The organism is Kitasatospora sp. NBC_01539, from assembly GCF_045040525.1.
Classification (GTDB): domain Bacteria; phylum Actinomycetota; class Actinomycetes; order Streptomycetales; family Streptomycetaceae; genus Kitasatospora.
In genome coordinates, this window is the sequence record NZ_CP109390.1 from 6,182,235 (window position 1) to 6,196,963 (window position 14,729).

The following is a 14,729-nucleotide window of genomic DNA, read 5'->3' on the forward strand; positions in this document are numbered from 1 at the left end:
TCAGGCCGTGACGGCCGCGTCGGCGGGCTTCGTGCCGGCCTCCGCCGGCCGGCCGGCGTCGGCGAGGTCGCTGCCGCGGGTCTCCCGGGCGCACAGCACCGCGAACACGGTGACGACCGCGGCGATCGCCACGTACACCGCGATCGGGGTGGAGCTGCCGTAGTCCTTCAGCAGGGCGGTGGCGATGAGCGGCGCGGGGGCGCCGGCCGCGACGGACGAGAACTGCGCGCCGATCGAGGCCCCGGAGTACCGCATGCGGGTGGCGAACAGCTCGGAGAAGAACGCCGCCTGGGGCGCGTACATGGCGCTGTGGAAGACCAGGCCGATCGTGATCGCCAGCACCATCGCGCCGAAGGACTTCGTGTCGACGAGCCCGAAGAAGACGAACGCCCAGACGCCCACGCCGACCGCGCCCACCAGGTAGACCGGCTTGCGGCCGACCCGGTCGGAGAGCGCGCCGAAGACCGGGATCAGCGCGAACTGGATCGCGGAGGCGATCAGCACCGCGTTCAGCGCGGTCTGCTTGGGCAGGTGCACGTGGCCGACCGCGTACGCCAGCACGAAGGTGGTCATCACGTAGTACGAGATGTTCTCCGCCATGCGGGCGCCCATCGCGATCAGCACGTCCCGCCAGTGGTTGCGCAGCACCGCCACCAGCGGCGGCTGCTCGACGCTCTCCCGGGCCTTCGCCGCGGCCAGCGCCTGCCGGAACAGCGGCGACTCGTCGACCGACAGCCGGATCCACAGCCCGACCATCACCAGCACCGCGGACAGCAGGAACGGCACCCGCCAGCCCCAGGACAGGAACGCCTCGTCGGAGAGCACCCCCGTCAGCACCGACAGCACACCGGCCGCCAGCAGGTTGCCCGCCGGGGCGCCGCCCTGCGGCCAGGACGCCCAGAAGCCGCGCCGCCTGCTGTCGCCGTGCTCCGACACCAGCAGCACCGCGCCGCCCCACTCGCCGCCGAGCGCGAAGCCCTGCACCAGGCGCAGCGCGGTCAGCAGCAGCGGTGCGGCGACGCCGATCTGGCGGTACGTCGGCAGGAAGCCGATCAGGGTGGTCGCCCCGCCCATGAGCACGAGGCTCAGCACCAGCAGCCGCTTGCGGCCGATCCGGTCGCCGAAGTGGCCGAAGACGAGGGCGCCCAGCGGCCGGGCGGCGAAGCCGATGGCGTAGGTGAGGAAGGAGAGCAGGGTGCCGGTCAGCGGGTCGCTGTCCGGGAAGAACACCTTGCCGAAGACCAGCGCGGCGGCGGTGCCATAGAGGAAGTAGTCGTACCACTCGATGGTGGTGCCGATGAGGCTGGCGGCGACGACCTTGCGGAGTTTCGAGCCTGATCTCGCGACGTCGGGAGAGGGGGCCATGAGGGGTTCACCTTGTTCTCGGGGCGGGGACGGGCGGGGGAGTGGCAGGGGTCGGGCGCCGCGGTGGTCAGTGTGCGGTCCAGCCGCCGTCCAGGGGAAGGCTGGCGCCCGTGATGTAGGAGGCCGAGGGGGAGCACAGCCAGAGGGCGAACTGGGCGACCTCCTCGGGTTCGATCAGCCGCTTCACGGCGGTGCGGTCGAGCATGATCTGCTCGACCACCTCGTCCTCCCGGATGCCGTGGGCCAGGGCCTGCGCGGCGATCTGCCGCTCGACGAGGGCGGTGCGCACGTAGCCGGGGTTGATGCAGTTGCTGGTCACGCCGTGGGGCGCGCCCTCCAGGGCGGCGGTCTTGCTGAGCCCCTCCAGGCCGTGCTTGGCGGTGACGTACGCCGACTTGAAGGCGCTGGCGCGCAGCCCGTGCACGGAGGAGATGTTGATGATGCGGCCCCACTCGCGTTCGTACATGTGCGGCAGGGTGCGCCGGATGATCCGGAACGGCGCTTCGACCATGACCCGCTGGATGAGGGTGAATCGGTCGGTGGGGAACTCGTGCAGCGGGGCGACGTGCTGCAGGCCGGCGTTGTTGACCACGATGTCGGCGTCGTCCGGCAGGGCGTCCACGGCACCCGGGTCGGAGAGGTCGGCGACGGTGGCGACACCGCCGATCCGCGCCGCGAGCTCCTCGGCGGGCCCGGCGGCGACGTCGACGACGTAGACCTTGGCGCCGGCCGCGGCGAAGGCCTCGGCACAGGCCCGGCCGATGCCGGACGCGGCGCCGGTGACCAGGGCCGTCCGGCCGTCGAGCGGCCGCCGCGGGGCCGTGGCTGAAGTGGTGTCCATGGCCGAGAACGGTAGGAATCCGCGGCCCGCACTCCTATGTGTGCCGTCGCCACAGGGCCACGCCGGGGCATGGTGTCCGGCTCCATGGAGGCAGCCGGGGCGCGATGGGGGTGCGGGCCAAACCCGCTGTGCGCCTGCTTCCCCGGAACGGGCGCCCTTACGTCACCCGTTCGGAGGATTGCCTGCCCGAATCGGCCCATAGCGCCCGAATGCTCGCTACTGTCACGCCGATTCCCGACAGGGGGCGCCGCCCCAGCACCGGGGGGACCGGTGCGGCGCTCGAGAGGTGTTGACTGATATGCCCCAACAGCCTGTGACCGACAGCCCGGCGTTCGGACCGCTCGATGCGCTCGACCCGCACGAAGTGCAGGCCGGGGCCCCTCCGCACGTTCCCGACGAGGACGACGACCCCCCCACGGGGTCCGGCGCCGGAGCCCACCACCGCACGCAGAACCCCCAGCTCGCCGCACTGATCGAGGAGTCCGGCTTCTCGCACGCCGGACTCGCCCGGCGGGTCGACCAACTCGGCCTCGAACACGGCCTCGACCTGCGCTACGACAAGACCTCCGTGACCCGCTGGCTGCGCGGCCAGCAGCCGCGCGGCGCCACTCCGGCCCTCATCGCCGAGGTGTTCACCCGGCGCCTCGGCCGCCGGCTCACCGCCCAGGACGTCGGCCTCGACGCCTGCGCCCCGGTCTACGCCGGGCTGGAGTTCGCCGAGACCCCGCAGGAGGCCGTCGACATCGTCGCCTCCATGTGGCGCAAGGACAACGGCCCGTACGCCGAACTCCGCAAGATCGCCTTCACCCCGGCCGGCCTCGTCGTGCCCAGCCGCGACTGGCTGATCGGCCGAACCGACGAACGGGTCGCCCGCGACGCCACCACCATGCCCCCCGAGGAGCTCGCGGTCGTCCGGCCCGCGGCAGCCGCCGGCCGGACCGCACCCCCGGGCGCCCGCCCGGCCGCCGGCCGGGTGCCGCAGCAGGCCCGCCGCCCGCTGCCCGCCGCCCCGGACGGCGGCGAGACCTCCACGGGCGGCCGCGACCACCGCCCCGCCGTCCGGGTCGGGCGCGGAGACATCGCGGCCATCCGCGCCGTCGGCGACCTCTTCCGCGCCCTCGACCACGCCTACGGCGGCGGCCACGCCCGCCAGGCCCTGGTGCGGTACCTGGAGAGCGAGGCCGAGCCCATGCTGCGCGGCCGCTACGGCGAGCAGATCGGCCGCGCGCTGTTCGGCGCGGTCGCCGACCTCACCCGGCTGGCCGGCTGGACGTCGTTCGACATCGCCGCCCACGGCCTCGCCCAGCGGTACTTCGTGCAGTCGCTGCGCCTCTCCCAGGCGGCCGGCGACCGGGTGCTCGGCGGCTTCGTCCTCACCACGATGAGCCAGCAGGCCGTTCACCTCGGGCACGGCCGCGAGGCCATCCAGCTCGCCCGGGTCGCCCAGCAGGGCGTCGGCACCTCCGCGGCGCCCGTCGTGCAGGCCCTGATGCACGCCGCCGAGGCCCGCGGCCACGCCCTGCTCGGCGACGTCCGGGCCTGCACCACGGCCCTCGTCCGCTGCGAACGCGCGCTGGCCGCGGCCCGCCCCGGCGACGAGGCGCCGTCCTGGTCCCGGCACTTCGACGAGGCCCAGCTCGCCGACGAGTTCGCGCACTGCTACCGCGACCTCCAGCAGTGGCGGCCCGCCGCGCAGCACGCCGAGAAGTCGCTGCGGCTGCGGGCGCCCGCGTACGCCCGCAGCCGCATCCTGTGCCGCCTGGTGCTGGCCACCGCCCGGCTCGGCATGGGCGAGCTGGAGGAGTCGTGCACCATGGCCGGCGAGTCGCTGCGCGCGGCCGGGGAGATGCGCTCCGCCCGCACCGTGGAGTACCTCCGCGACTTCCACCGCCGCCTCACGCCGTACCGGGCCACCCCCGCCGTCCGCGCCTTCGAGGAGGCCGCCCGGCAGGCGGGGGTGATCTGACGGGTCCTCGCACGGTCCCGCGGTCTCCGGCCCGACCGGGCCGGAGACCGCGGGACCGCACCGCCGGGGGCGGGGCCCTACGCCGCGACCTCGGCGGCCCCGGCGGACGTGTCGAGCCCCAGGTCGCGCAGCACCGCCCGGGCGGCCCGCCGCCCGGAGACCAGCGCGCCCTGCACGCTGCTGGTGTCGCGGTGGTCCCCGCAGACGTACAGCCCCGCGAGCAGCCGGACGGACCGGCGGAAGTGGTGCGGGGCGGGCATCGCCGGCACGGCGTCCGGGGAGTGCCGCACCGCCAGGAAGTCCCAGCCCGTGGTGGAGGTGCCGTACAGCTCCGCGAGCCGGCGCCGCACCGCGGGCTCGAAGCCGGCCGGCCCGCCCGCGCCGTAGCCGCGCCTGCCGAGCACGGTGGTGGCGATCAGCGCCCGCCCGGCCGGGGCGTACGAGGCGTGCACGTCGCTGAGCACGAGCGAGTGCGCGACCCCGGAGCGGTCGGCGTCGAGCAGCAGCGCGGGCTCCCCGAGCGGTGAGCGGTCCGCGACGTGGAAGTACGTCGTGACGGGGTGGAAGCCGGGCAGCCGCAGGCCGGGCAGCAGGGTGGCGGCGGCGCGGGCGTCGCAGGCCAGCACGACGGCCCGGGCGGTGATCCGGCCGTGCCGGGCGGTCTGCACGCCGTCCGTCGACACGGCGGTCACCTCGGTGCCCAGCCGCACGCTGCCGGCCGGCAGGCCCTCTGCGAGCTGCGCCGGCACCGCCCCCGGGCCCGCCGCGGGGAGGCAGAGCCGTCCCCGGGCGTACGAGCGCAGCGCGAGGTCGGCGACCCTGCTGCTGGTGGTCAGCGAGCGGTCGGCCAGCAGGGCGCCGAGCAGCGGGCGGAGGAAGCCCTCCACGGTGCGGGTGGCGAGGCCGCGGTCGGTGAAGGCCCTGCCCGCGCCGGTCTCGGGCCGGGCCAGCAGCCGGGGCACCGGGGTCGCGGCGAGCCGGCCGAGCGCGGAGGAGAGCCGGGCCCGGTCGAGGGGGCTGCCGAGCGGTCCGTTGAGCGGTCCGGCGAGGCTGCTGCCGAGCCCGTGGCCCAGGCCGCCCGTGAGGGCGCCGCGGGCGGCGGTCTGCCGGGTGGGTGCGGGGGGCACGCCGATCCGCTGACGGCGACCGGCGGCGTGCACGAGGACGCCGGGGGCGAGCGGGCACAGGTCGAGCCGGTCGAGGTCGAGGCGGCGGGCCGGTTCGGGGTGGTCCGTGTTGAGCAGGTGGACGCCGTGGCCGAGCCGGAATCCGTCCAGCTCGTCCGTGGCCGCGCGGCCGCCGATGTGCGGTGCGGCCTCCAGCACCTGGACGTCGAGGCCCTGGGCGGTGAGTGCGCGGGCGGCGGCCAGCCCGGCGAGCCCGGCACCGACCACCACGACGTCCGGGTCGGACGGCGGGCGGCTGCGACGGGTGAAGTCGTAAGCGGGCACGGGGTGCTCCCTCCCTGACGACGGCCTCCGGGCCCGCACGCGACCGGCCCGGGTGCGTCCGGCCGAGGCGGGCAGCGGGTGCCGGGATACGGTCCGACAACCTGATGCCCCGTCAGTGTGGTCATCAGACCGCAGAGGTCGACCCAATCGCCCAGGCGCGCACACGCGGTCGCGCCCTGCGAGGGCCCGGTCACCGACCGTGCCCGCCGGACCAGCGGCGATCCGCCGACAGCGCCACGCACCGCCTTGCCGGACAGCGCACGGCGCGCCCTGCCTCTGCACCCGTGCGCCCCCGGTGCCGCGGCCCGCACGGCACCGCCTGTCCGGGGGGATACCCGGAAGCGGAGCCTCTCAGTCCTCCAGCGCGGCCCGCACCGCCGAGTCCACGTCCGGGTACCGGAACCGGAAGCCGGCCGCCAGCAGCCGCGCCGGCACCACCCGGTGACTGCCCGCCACCTCCACCGCCATCTCGCCCAGCGCCGCCTTCAGCGCGAACGACGGCACCGCCAGCGCCGTCGGCCGGCCCAGCACGCGGCCCAGCGCCTCCGTCAGCTCGGCGTTCGTCACCGGCGCCGGACCGGTCAGGTTCACCGGCCCGGACATCTCCCGGCGGTCGATCAGGAACCGCAGGGCCGCCACCTCGTCCGCCAGCGCGATGATGCTCCAGTACTGCCCGCCCGAGCCGAGCCGCCCGCCCAGCCCCAGCCGGAACAGCGGCAGCATCCGGCCGGCCGCGCCGCCCGCCGCCGACAGCACCAGGCCCGTACGGGGGTGCACCACCCGGATCCCCGCGTCCGCCGCGGGCCGGGCGGCAGCCTCCCACTCCACGCACACCCGGGCGAGGAAGTCGTCGCCCGCCGGGGAGTCCTCGTCGATCTCCAGACTGCCGGTCTGCCCGTAGAACCCGACGGCGGACGCGCTCACCAGCACCGCCGGCGGCCGCTTCAGCTTCGCCAGCGCCCCGGCCACCGTCTCCGTGCCGAGCACCCGGCTGTCCCGGATCTCCCGCTTGTACGCCTGCGTCCAGCGCCGGTCGCCGACGCCCGCCCCGGCCAGGTGCACGACCGCGTCCGCGCCCTCCAGCCCGGCCGCGTCCACCTGCAGCAGGTGCGGGTTCCAGCCCACCCCGACGGTGCCGTCCGCCTGCGGTCCGACCCGGCTGCGCCGCCGCACCAGCCGCACCACCTCGTGCCCGTCCGCGAGCAGCGAGCGGACGAGCGCCGAACCGATCAGACCCGTGGAACCTGTCACCGCGATACGCATCCGCCCATCCTCGCAGGCCCCCGCCCGTGAGGCCGGCAGCCGACCGGTCCTAGCATGTCGGCCATGGCACCGAACGACCTGACGATCCGTACGGCCCGCACCGGGGACGACGCCCCGCTCGCCGCGCTCGACCGCGCCGCCTGGTCGACGCTCTCCGACGTCTCCCCGCGGCCGCCCGCGGTGCGCGACCTCTTCGACGAGCGCCACACCCCCGACCAGTACCTGGTGGCGGAACTCGCGGGCGGCATCGTGGGGTACGTCAGGAACGTCCCGGCGACGCCGCTGGAGGCCAACCGGCACGTCCGGCAGATCCAGGGCCTCGCGGTGGCCCGCGAGGCCCGCGGACGCGGCGTCGGCCGGGCCCTCGTCGAGGCGGTCTGCGAGGCCGTGCGGGCCGCGGGCGCCCGCCGGATCACCCTGCGCGTGCTCGGCCACAACACCCCCGCCCGGCGGCTCTACGAGGCCTGCGGGTTCCGCGTCGAAGGCGTCCTGCCCGAGGAGTTCCTGCTCGACGGTACGTACGTCGACGACGTGCTGATGGGCCGCAGCCTCACGACCTGACCCGCCGTCACGGCGCGGCCGGTCCAAGTCGTGACCTCGCCTCCCCTGCCCGCCCCCACCCGCGGACCGGTACCGTACGGCCGTGAGCACTTCGACACCCCCCGGCTGGTACCCCGTCCCGGAGCCCGGACCGGGCGGCGCCGCACAGGAGCGCTGGTGGGACGGCAGCGTCTGGACGGCCGAGGTCCGGGCCACCCAGCCCGTGGCGCCCGCGCAGATCGCCGACGCGCCGACCCAGGCCTGGCAGGGCCCGGCCGTGCAGCCGTCCGCCGGGTACGGCTACCCGGAGCAGCAGCAGCCGTACGGCTACCCGCAGCACCAGGGCTTCCCGCAGCAGCAGGGCGTCCCGCAGTACGCCTACCCGTCGGCGGTGCCCCCGGCCGGGAACCGCAACGGCCTGATCATCGGCATCGCGGCGGGTGTCCTCGCCCTGGCCGTCCTCGTCGGCGTCGTCGTGGTGCTCTCCGGGGACGACGACCCGGTCGTCGTCCCGCCGCTGCCCTCGCCGACCGCCCCCACCGCGCCGGGCAGCAGCCCCACCGCGCCGCGGACGAGCCCGAGCCCGCGGGCCAGTACGCCCGCGCTCGGCGGCGGCACCCTCACGGACGTCACGCACGGCTGGCGCGTTCCGCGGCCCACCGCCTGGACGATCCACACCTCCAGCGGCGCCAGCTCACTGTACGAGGTCACCGGCCCGTACGACTGCGGTCTGGAGACGCAGTGCATCCGCGGGCAGTTCTCCATCGAGAAGGACTCCGTGCCGGGCACCGACGCGGGCTCCCTCGCCCGGGCCGCCATGGCCGACTACGCCCCGCGGATCTTCGGTGACCTCACCGCCCACGAGGAGGTGAGCACCGGCCCGGTCACCGTCGCCGGTGCCACCGGCTACGCGGTGCGCTGGTACGTCACACCCACGTCCGGCGCCAAGGGCTACGTCCTCATGATCGCCGTGCCGGACCCGAAGGGCAGCGGCTTCGTGCTGATGCACGGCGGGGTCGACGACGACAGCCTGGCGCCCAAGGCCGCCGTGCTCGACCAGATCGTGGCCGGCATCCGCCCGCTCACGGCCGGCAGCACCGCCTGACCGCCGCCGCCCCGGGCCGCGGGCCCGGGGCGGTCACCGGCCGAACCGCTCCCACAGCTGCGGGAGGTACTTCGCCATGACGTCGTCGTCCTCGAAGTCCAGCGGCGGGCCCTCCGGGCCGTCCTGCGGCGGCAGGTCGAGGTCCGGCAGGGGCATGCCGGTCAGCTGCTCGTGCGCCTCGTCGGCGGCGTAGCCGAGGTCCTCGGCGTCGCCGTCGTCCTCCTCGTCGAAGTCCGGCAGGAGGTCCGCCAGCTCGTCGGGGTGGTGCACCGCGTGCTCGTAGACCTCGCGGCCCTGGCCGATCAGCCAGCAGCGGAAGAAGTCGAAGTCCTCCTCCGAGGCGCCGCCGAGCAACAGGTGCGCCGCGCCCCACAGCTCGGTCGTGAAGGCCCGCTGGAACCGCGCCTCGAACAGTCGCGCGAAGTCGATGACGTCGTCGGGGGTGAGCTGCACCAGCCGGTCGACCAGCGCGTCGGCCTGCTCGTCCGGGTCGCCGTCGGCGGTGGCCCGGGTCTCGTCGATCAGCTGCCAGAAGTCCGTCTCGTACATCACTGCTCCAGCATCCACGCTCACCCCATCCGATGCATGCGACACACGGACGGGACCGGGGGGCAACCGTCGGACAGTACGACCGGCGCGCCCCGCAGCGGGGCCCGCACCCCGTCCGGACGGTCGCGGTGGTGGTGACGGTGGCGGTCGCGGTGGCGGTGGCGGCTGTGGCGGGGCCGGTGCCGCGGAACGGCGGACGCCCGCCCCGGTGGTCCGGGGCGGGCGTCCGCCGTACTGAGTGCTGCGGTGCTGCGGGCCGTGGGGCCCGCAGCGGGTCCTTACAGGCCGAGTTCGACCTCGAACTCGCCGGCCTCCAGGATCTCCTTGACCGCCACCAGGTAGCGGGCGGCGTCGGCGCCGTCCACCAGGCGGTGGTCGTAGGAGAGCGAGAGGTAGGTCATGTCACGGATGCCGATGGCGGTGCCGCCCTCGGCCTCGATGACGACCGGGCGCTTCACGGTGGCGCCGATGCCCAGGATCGCGACCTGGTTCGGCGGCACGATGACGGTGTCGAAGAGCGCGCCGCGCGAGCCGGTGTTGCTGATGGTGAAGGTCGCGCCGGACAGCTCGTCCGGAGTGATCTTGCTGCCGCGCACCTTGCCGGCCAGCTCCGCGGTCTTCTTCGAGATGCCCGCGATGTTGAGGTCGCCCGCACCCTTGATGACCGGGGTCATCAGACCCTTCTCGGAGTCCACCGCGATACCGATGTTCTCGGTGTCGAAGTAGGTGATGGTGCCCTCGGCCTCGTTGATGCGGGCGTTGACCACCGGGTTGCTCTTCAGCGCCTGGGCCGCGGCCTTGACGAAGAACGGCATCGGGGACAGCTTCACGCCCTCGCGGGCCAGGAAGGACTCCTTGGCCTTGCCGCGCAGCGCCATGATCTTGGTGATGTCCACCTCGACCACGCTGGTCAGCTGGGCCTGCTCGTGCAGGGCCTTCAGCATGTTGTCGCCGATGACCTTGCGCATGCGGCTCATCTTGACCGTCTGGCCACGCAGCGGGGACGCGGCGGCGGCCTTCGGCGCGGCGGCCACGGGGGCCGGAGCGGCGGCGGCGGCCTTCGCGGCCTCGGCGGCGGCGATGACGTCCTGCTTGCGGATCCGGCCGCCGACACCGCTGCCGGTGACGGACGACAGGGCCACGCCGTGCTCGGCGGCGAGCTTGCGGACCAGCGGGGTCACGTAGGCGTCGCCGTTGTCGGCCGCGGCGGCCGGGGCCGGGGCGGCCGCGACCGGCGCGGGCGCCGGAGCGGGGGCGGCGGGGGCCGGAGCGGCCACGGGGGCCGGAGCCGGAGCGGCGACCGGAGCCGGTGCGGCCGCGACCGGAGCGGGAGCAGCCGGGGCGGCGACCGGAGCCGGAGCAGCGACCGGAGCCGGAGCCGGAGCCGGAGCCGGGGCAGCGACCGGGGCCGGGGCGGCGGCGGGTGCCGGGGCGGCGGCGACGGCACCTGCGGCGCCGATCAGCGCGAGCTGGGCGCCGACCTCGGCGGTCTCGTCCTCGCCGACGAGGATCTTCACGAGCGTGCCGGCGACCGGCGACGGGATCTCGGTGTCGACCTTGTCGGTGGAGACCTCCAGCAGCGGCTCGTCGACCTCGACACTGTCACCCTCGGCCTTCAGCCAGCGGGTGACGGTGCCCTCGGTGACCGACTCGCCGAGCGCGGGGAGCACCACGGGGGTGGCGTCACCGGCGGGGGCGGCCGGGGCGGCTTCCGTGACGGGGGCGGGGGCGGCCGGTGCGGCGGGGGCCTCGGCGGCGGGGGCTGCCGGTGCGGTTTCCGCGGCGGGGGCGGGTTCGGCGGCGGGTTCGGCGGTGGGGGTGCCGGTGCCGTCGTCGATGACGGCGAGTTCGGCGCCGACCTCGACCGTCTCGTCCTCGCCGACCTTGATCGAGGCGAGGATGCCGGCGACGGGGGCCGGGATCTCGGTGTCGACCTTGTCGGTGGAGACCTCGAGCAGCGGCTCGTCGACCTCCACGCGCTCACCCTCGGCCTTCAGCCAGCGGGTGACGGTGCCCTCGGTCACGCTCTCGCCCAGTGCGGGCAGTGTTACTGAGACCGCCATGGTGTCAGCGACTCCTATCAAGTCTTGCGTTCGGGAATGGATGGACTGCGGGGGGCCCGCGGATCAGTCGTGCGCGTGCAGCGGCTTGCCGGCCAGTGCGAGGTGTGCCTCGCCGAGGGCCTCGGACTGGCTGGGGTGCGCGTGGATGAGCTGCGCGACCTCGGCGGGCAGCGCCTCCCAGTTGTAGATCAGCTGGGCTTCGCCGACCTGCTCGCCCATGCGGGCGCCGACCATGTGGACACCCACGACGGCGCCGTCCCTGACCTGGACGAGCTTGATCTCGCCGGCGGTCTTGAGGATCTTGCTCTTGCCGTTCCCGGCGAGGTTGTACTTGAGCGTGACGATCTTGTCCTTGCCGTACTGCTCGACGGCCTTGGCCTCCGAGAGGCCCACGGAGGCGACCTCGGGGTTGGAGTACGTCACCCGCGGGATGCCGTCGTAGTCGATCGGGACGGTCTTCAGGCCGGCCAGGCGCTCGGCGACGAGCATGCCCTCGGCGAAGCCGACGTGGGCGAGCTGCAGGGTCGGCACGAGGTCGCCGACGGCGGAGACGGTCGGCACGTTGGTGCGCAGGTACTCGTCGACCAGGACGTAGCCGCGGTCCATCGCGATGCCCTGCTCCTCGTAGCCCAGGCCGGCCGAGACGGGGCCGCGGCCGATGGCGACGAGCAGCAGGTCGGCGTCGATCTGCTTGCCGTTCTCGGTGGAGACGCGGACACCGTTCTCGGTGTACTCCACGCCCGAGAAGCGGGCCTTCAGCTCGAACTTGATGCCGCGCTTGCGGAAGGCGCGCTCCAGCAGCTTGGAGGAGTTGTCGTCCTCCAGCGGCACCAGGTGCGGCAGGCCCTCGACGATGGTGACGTCGACGCCGAAGGACTTCCAGACCGACGCGAACTCCACGCCGATCACGCCGCCGCCCAGGATCACGGCGGACTTCGGGATGTAGTCGAGCTTGAGGGCGTGGTCCGAGGAGATGACCCGGTCGCCGTCGATGGTCAGGCCCGGCAGCGACTTGGGGACGGAGCCGGTGGCCAGCACGATGTGGCGGCCCTCGATGCGCCGGCCGTCGACGTCCACCGAGGTCGGCGAGGAGAGCCGGCCCTCGCCCTGGACGAAGGTGACCTTGCGGGAGGCGACCAGGCCCTGCAGGCCCTTGTAGAGGCCGCTGACGACGTCGTCCTTGTACCTGTGGACGCCCTTGATGTCGATGCCCTGGAACGTCGCGAGGACACCGAACTCGGCGGCCTCGCGGGTCTCGTCGGCGACCTCGGCCGCGTGCAGCAGGGCCTTGGTCGGGATGCAGCCGCGGTGCAGGCAGGTGCCGCCGAGCTCACCCTTCTCGATCAGTGCGACGCTCAGACCCAGCTGGGCGGCGCGAAGCGCCGCGGCGTAACCGCCGCTTCCGCCTCCGAGAATGACTACGTCGAAAACGGTGCTGGCGTCGTTCGCCACGTCACGTCCTCCATGCAAAGGGGTGCGGTTCGCCGGGCCGGTCGCGGTCCGGTGGTGCGGGAAGCCTTTGTAAGGCGCCCAGTCGTGCCGGAAATACATCTTTGCACTTGTTCGCGGCGACTGGTGTCCGGGGCTGCCCCAGCGTCCACGGGCGGCTTGCCGCGGGGTGTCCGGTTGGCCCGGTTGGGTGGGTATCGTCGCAGCTCACAGCGGTGCCCCTCGAAGCGAGAGCCGGTGGGGGAGCGGCTGTGTGCCGGGCTGGTTCCGCTCTGCGGAACGGAGTTTCGCCCGCGGCGAACACCGCGCGGAATGTGGCGAACACCACGCAGGTGGTCGCGCGCGGCGTTCTCATCCTGGTATTACCGACCGGTAATGCGAAAAACGCCGGAGGGGTCCGGTGCCGACCGGCACCGGACCCCTCCCCGCGAACACTCCGGCCGTCAGGCGCCGGCCGCGACGTCCTCCGCGTACCGCACCAGGGTGCGGACCGCGCTCGCCGTGCCGCCCTTGGGGGTGTAGCCGAACGGGCCGCCCTCGTTGAAGGCCGGGCCCGCGATGTCGAGGTGCGCCCAGTCGATGCCCTCGGCCACGAACTCCTTGAGGAACAGGCCGGCCACCAGGCCGCCGCCCATCCGCTCGCCCATGTTGGCGAGGTCGGCGATGGTCGACTCCGTCATGCCCTTGCGCAGGTCCGCGGGCAGCGGCATCGGCCAGGACTGCTCGCCGACGGCGCCCGCGGTCTCGTGCAGACGGGTGCGCAGCGCGTCGTCGTTGGACATCACACCGAAGGTGCGGGTGCCCAGGGCCAGCACCATGGCGCCGGTGAGGGTGGCCACGTCGACGATGACGTCCGGCTTCTCCTCGCCGGCCCGGACGATCGCGTCGGCCAGCACGAGGCGGCCCTCGGCGTCGGTGTTGAGCACCTCGACGGTCTTGCCGCCGTACATCCGCAGCACGTCGCCGGGGCGGGTGGCGCTGCCGGACGGCATGTTCTCGGCGAGGGCGAGCCACGCGGTGACGTTGACCTGCAGGCCGAGGCGCTTGGCGGCGACCACGGCGGCGAACACCGCGGCGGCGCCGGACATGTCGCACTTCATGGTCTCGTTGTGGCCCGCCGGCTTCAGCGAGATGCCGCCGGAGTCGTAGGTGATGCCCTTGCCGACGAACGCCAGCGTGGCCTTCGCCTTCGGGTGGGTGTAGGCCACCTTCACCAGCCGCGGCGGGTTGGCGGAGCCGACGCCCACGCCGAGGATGCCGCCGAAGCCGCCCTTGAGGAGCGCCTTCTCGTCCAGCACCTCGACCTTGAGGCCGTGCTCCTTGCCGGCGGCCTGGGCGATCGTCGCGAACGACTTCGGGTTCAGGTCGTTCGGTGCGGTGTTGACGAGGTCGCGGGCGCGGTTCATCTCCTCGCCGATCGCGGCGGCCCGCTCGACGGCGGCCTTCGCGTCCTTGCCGCCCTTGCGGGTCGAGGCCACGATCAGCTCGCCGACCGGCACCTTGCCGTTCTCGCCCTTGTACGTGCCGAAGGCGTACGCGCCGAGCAGGGCGCCCAGCGCGACGGCCTCGACCTCGGCCGCCGACTCCGCGGGGAGCAGCAGCGCGGCCTTCTTGGTGCCGGCCAGCGTGCGGGCCGCGACACCGGCGGCGCGGCGCAGGGTCTCCTGGGCGTAGCCGTCCTCGGTCGCCTCGCCGAGGCCGACCGCCAGGACGAGCGGCGCCTTCAGGCCTGCGGGGGCGGGGACCTTGACCGCCTCACCCTCGGCGCCGACGGCGCCCAGGGTGGCGAGGACGTCGGCCAGTGTGCCGTCGAACGCCTCGGCGACGGTCTCGGAGCCGGGCGCGAGCACCGGGCCCTTGGGTCCCTTGGCCACGCCCACCACCAGGGCGTCCGCACGCAGGCTCGCGGCGGAGGAGGTGCTCACAGACAGTGTTGTCACGGCAAATGCGTCCTGTTCTTTCGCGGTCCATGGCCGGTGACGGCTCCGGGTGTGCCGTACCGGCATAACCCCGGCATACTCCGCGGGGAAACGGGGCGCAGGGCTACGGTGCTCCCCGCATGGTAGTCCGCATGTTGGGATCACGCGGCGCCAGGTGGCCCGTCCGGCGGCCGGGCCCGGTCGGCGGACGCGGTTCC

General features: G+C 74.3%; 11 protein-coding genes. 3 read left to right on the top strand and 8 right to left on the bottom strand.

What is annotated here, in order from left to right; translation table 11 throughout:
* Together OG335_RS26775 and OG335_RS26780 are read right to left on the bottom strand one after the other, a co-directional pair.
* Positions 1–1,365: an MFS transporter gene (locus OG335_RS26775; protein ID WP_405013674.1), complete on the bottom strand. Its 1,365-nt coding sequence runs from the start codon at positions 1,363–1,365 to the stop codon at positions 1–3.
* 67 nt (positions 1,366–1,432) lie between these two features.
* Positions 1,433–2,206: a 3-hydroxybutyrate dehydrogenase gene (locus tag OG335_RS26780; protein WP_405013675.1), complete on the bottom strand. Its 774-nt coding sequence runs from the start codon at positions 2,204–2,206 to the stop codon at positions 1,433–1,435.
* Positions 2,207–2,504: 298 nt separating this feature from the next.
* Here OG335_RS26780 and OG335_RS26785 point away from each other — a divergent pair, with 298 nt between their 5' ends.
* On the top strand, positions 2,505–4,172 hold the full coding sequence (locus OG335_RS26785; protein WP_405013676.1) for a regulator: 1,668 nt from the start codon (positions 2,505–2,507) through the stop codon (positions 4,170–4,172).
* 77 nt (positions 4,173–4,249) lie between these two features.
* On the opposite strand, the gene OG335_RS26790 is transcribed toward OG335_RS26785, so the two are convergent.
* Both OG335_RS26790 and OG335_RS26795 read right to left on the bottom strand, forming a co-directional pair.
* On the bottom strand, positions 4,250–5,623 hold the full coding sequence (locus tag OG335_RS26790) for an FAD-dependent oxidoreductase (RefSeq protein WP_405013677.1): 1,374 nt from the start codon (positions 5,621–5,623) through the stop codon (positions 4,250–4,252).
* A 351-nt stretch (positions 5,624–5,974) separates the two neighbouring features.
* Positions 5,975–6,886, bottom strand: a complete 912-nt coding sequence (locus OG335_RS26795) for a TIGR01777 family oxidoreductase (RefSeq protein ID WP_405013678.1) — start codon at positions 6,884–6,886, stop codon at positions 5,975–5,977.
* 54 nt (positions 6,887–6,940) lie between these two features.
* Here OG335_RS26795 and OG335_RS26800 point away from each other — a divergent pair, with 54 nt between their 5' ends.
* The gene (locus OG335_RS26800; protein ID WP_405013679.1) at positions 6,941–7,447 is read left to right on the top strand and encodes a GNAT family N-acetyltransferase; all 507 of its coding nucleotides are present in this window, start codon (positions 6,941–6,943) and stop codon (positions 7,445–7,447) included.
* A gap of 82 nt (positions 7,448–7,529) precedes the next feature.
* Positions 7,530–8,531: a DUF2510 domain-containing protein gene (locus tag OG335_RS26805; protein WP_405013680.1), complete on the top strand. Its 1,002-nt coding sequence runs from the start codon at positions 7,530–7,532 to the stop codon at positions 8,529–8,531.
* A 33-nt stretch (positions 8,532–8,564) separates the two neighbouring features.
* Here OG335_RS26805 and OG335_RS26810 read toward each other — a convergent pair whose 3' ends face one another.
* The 4 genes from OG335_RS26810 to OG335_RS26825 all read right to left on the bottom strand — a co-directional run bounded on the left by OG335_RS26810 (position 8,565) and on the right by OG335_RS26825 (position 14,532).
* Positions 8,565–9,080, bottom strand: a complete 516-nt coding sequence (locus OG335_RS26810) for a DUF4240 domain-containing protein (RefSeq protein WP_405015534.1) — start codon at positions 9,078–9,080, stop codon at positions 8,565–8,567.
* Between the two features lie 278 nt (positions 9,081–9,358).
* Complete coding sequence (gene sucB / locus OG335_RS26815; RefSeq protein ID WP_405013681.1) at positions 9,359–11,143, bottom strand: 2-oxoglutarate dehydrogenase, E2 component, dihydrolipoamide succinyltransferase; 1,785 nt, start codon at positions 11,141–11,143, stop codon at positions 9,359–9,361.
* Between the two features lie 63 nt (positions 11,144–11,206).
* Complete coding sequence (gene lpdA, locus OG335_RS26820; protein WP_405013682.1) at positions 11,207–12,595, bottom strand: dihydrolipoyl dehydrogenase; 1,389 nt, start codon at positions 12,593–12,595, stop codon at positions 11,207–11,209.
* Between the two features lie 440 nt (positions 12,596–13,035).
* Entirely contained in the window at positions 13,036–14,532 is a 1,497-nt protein-coding gene (locus OG335_RS26825) for a leucyl aminopeptidase (protein ID WP_405013683.1), read from the bottom strand.
* Between the last annotated feature and the right edge of the window lie 197 nt (positions 14,533–14,729).

Coding starts and splice junctions, on each gene's coding strand:
- OG335_RS26785 (WP_405013676.1), top strand. CDS start 2,505: ATGCCCCAACAGCCTGTGACCGACAGCCCGGCGTTCGGACCGCTCGAT.
- sucB (WP_405013681.1), bottom strand. CDS start 11,143: ATGGCGGTCTCAGTAACACTGCCCGCACTGGGCGAGAGCGTGACCGAG.
- OG335_RS26780 (WP_405013675.1), bottom strand. CDS start 2,206: ATGGACACCACTTCAGCCACGGCCCCGCGGCGGCCGCTCGACGGCCGG.
- OG335_RS26775 (WP_405013674.1), bottom strand. CDS start 1,365: ATGGCCCCCTCTCCCGACGTCGCGAGATCAGGCTCGAAACTCCGCAAG.
- OG335_RS26810 (WP_405015534.1), bottom strand. CDS start 9,080: ATGTACGAGACGGACTTCTGGCAGCTGATCGACGAGACCCGGGCCACC.
- OG335_RS26800 (WP_405013679.1), top strand. CDS start 6,941: ATGTCGGCCATGGCACCGAACGACCTGACGATCCGTACGGCCCGCACC.
- OG335_RS26795 (WP_405013678.1), bottom strand. CDS start 6,886: ATGCGTATCGCGGTGACAGGTTCCACGGGTCTGATCGGTTCGGCGCTC.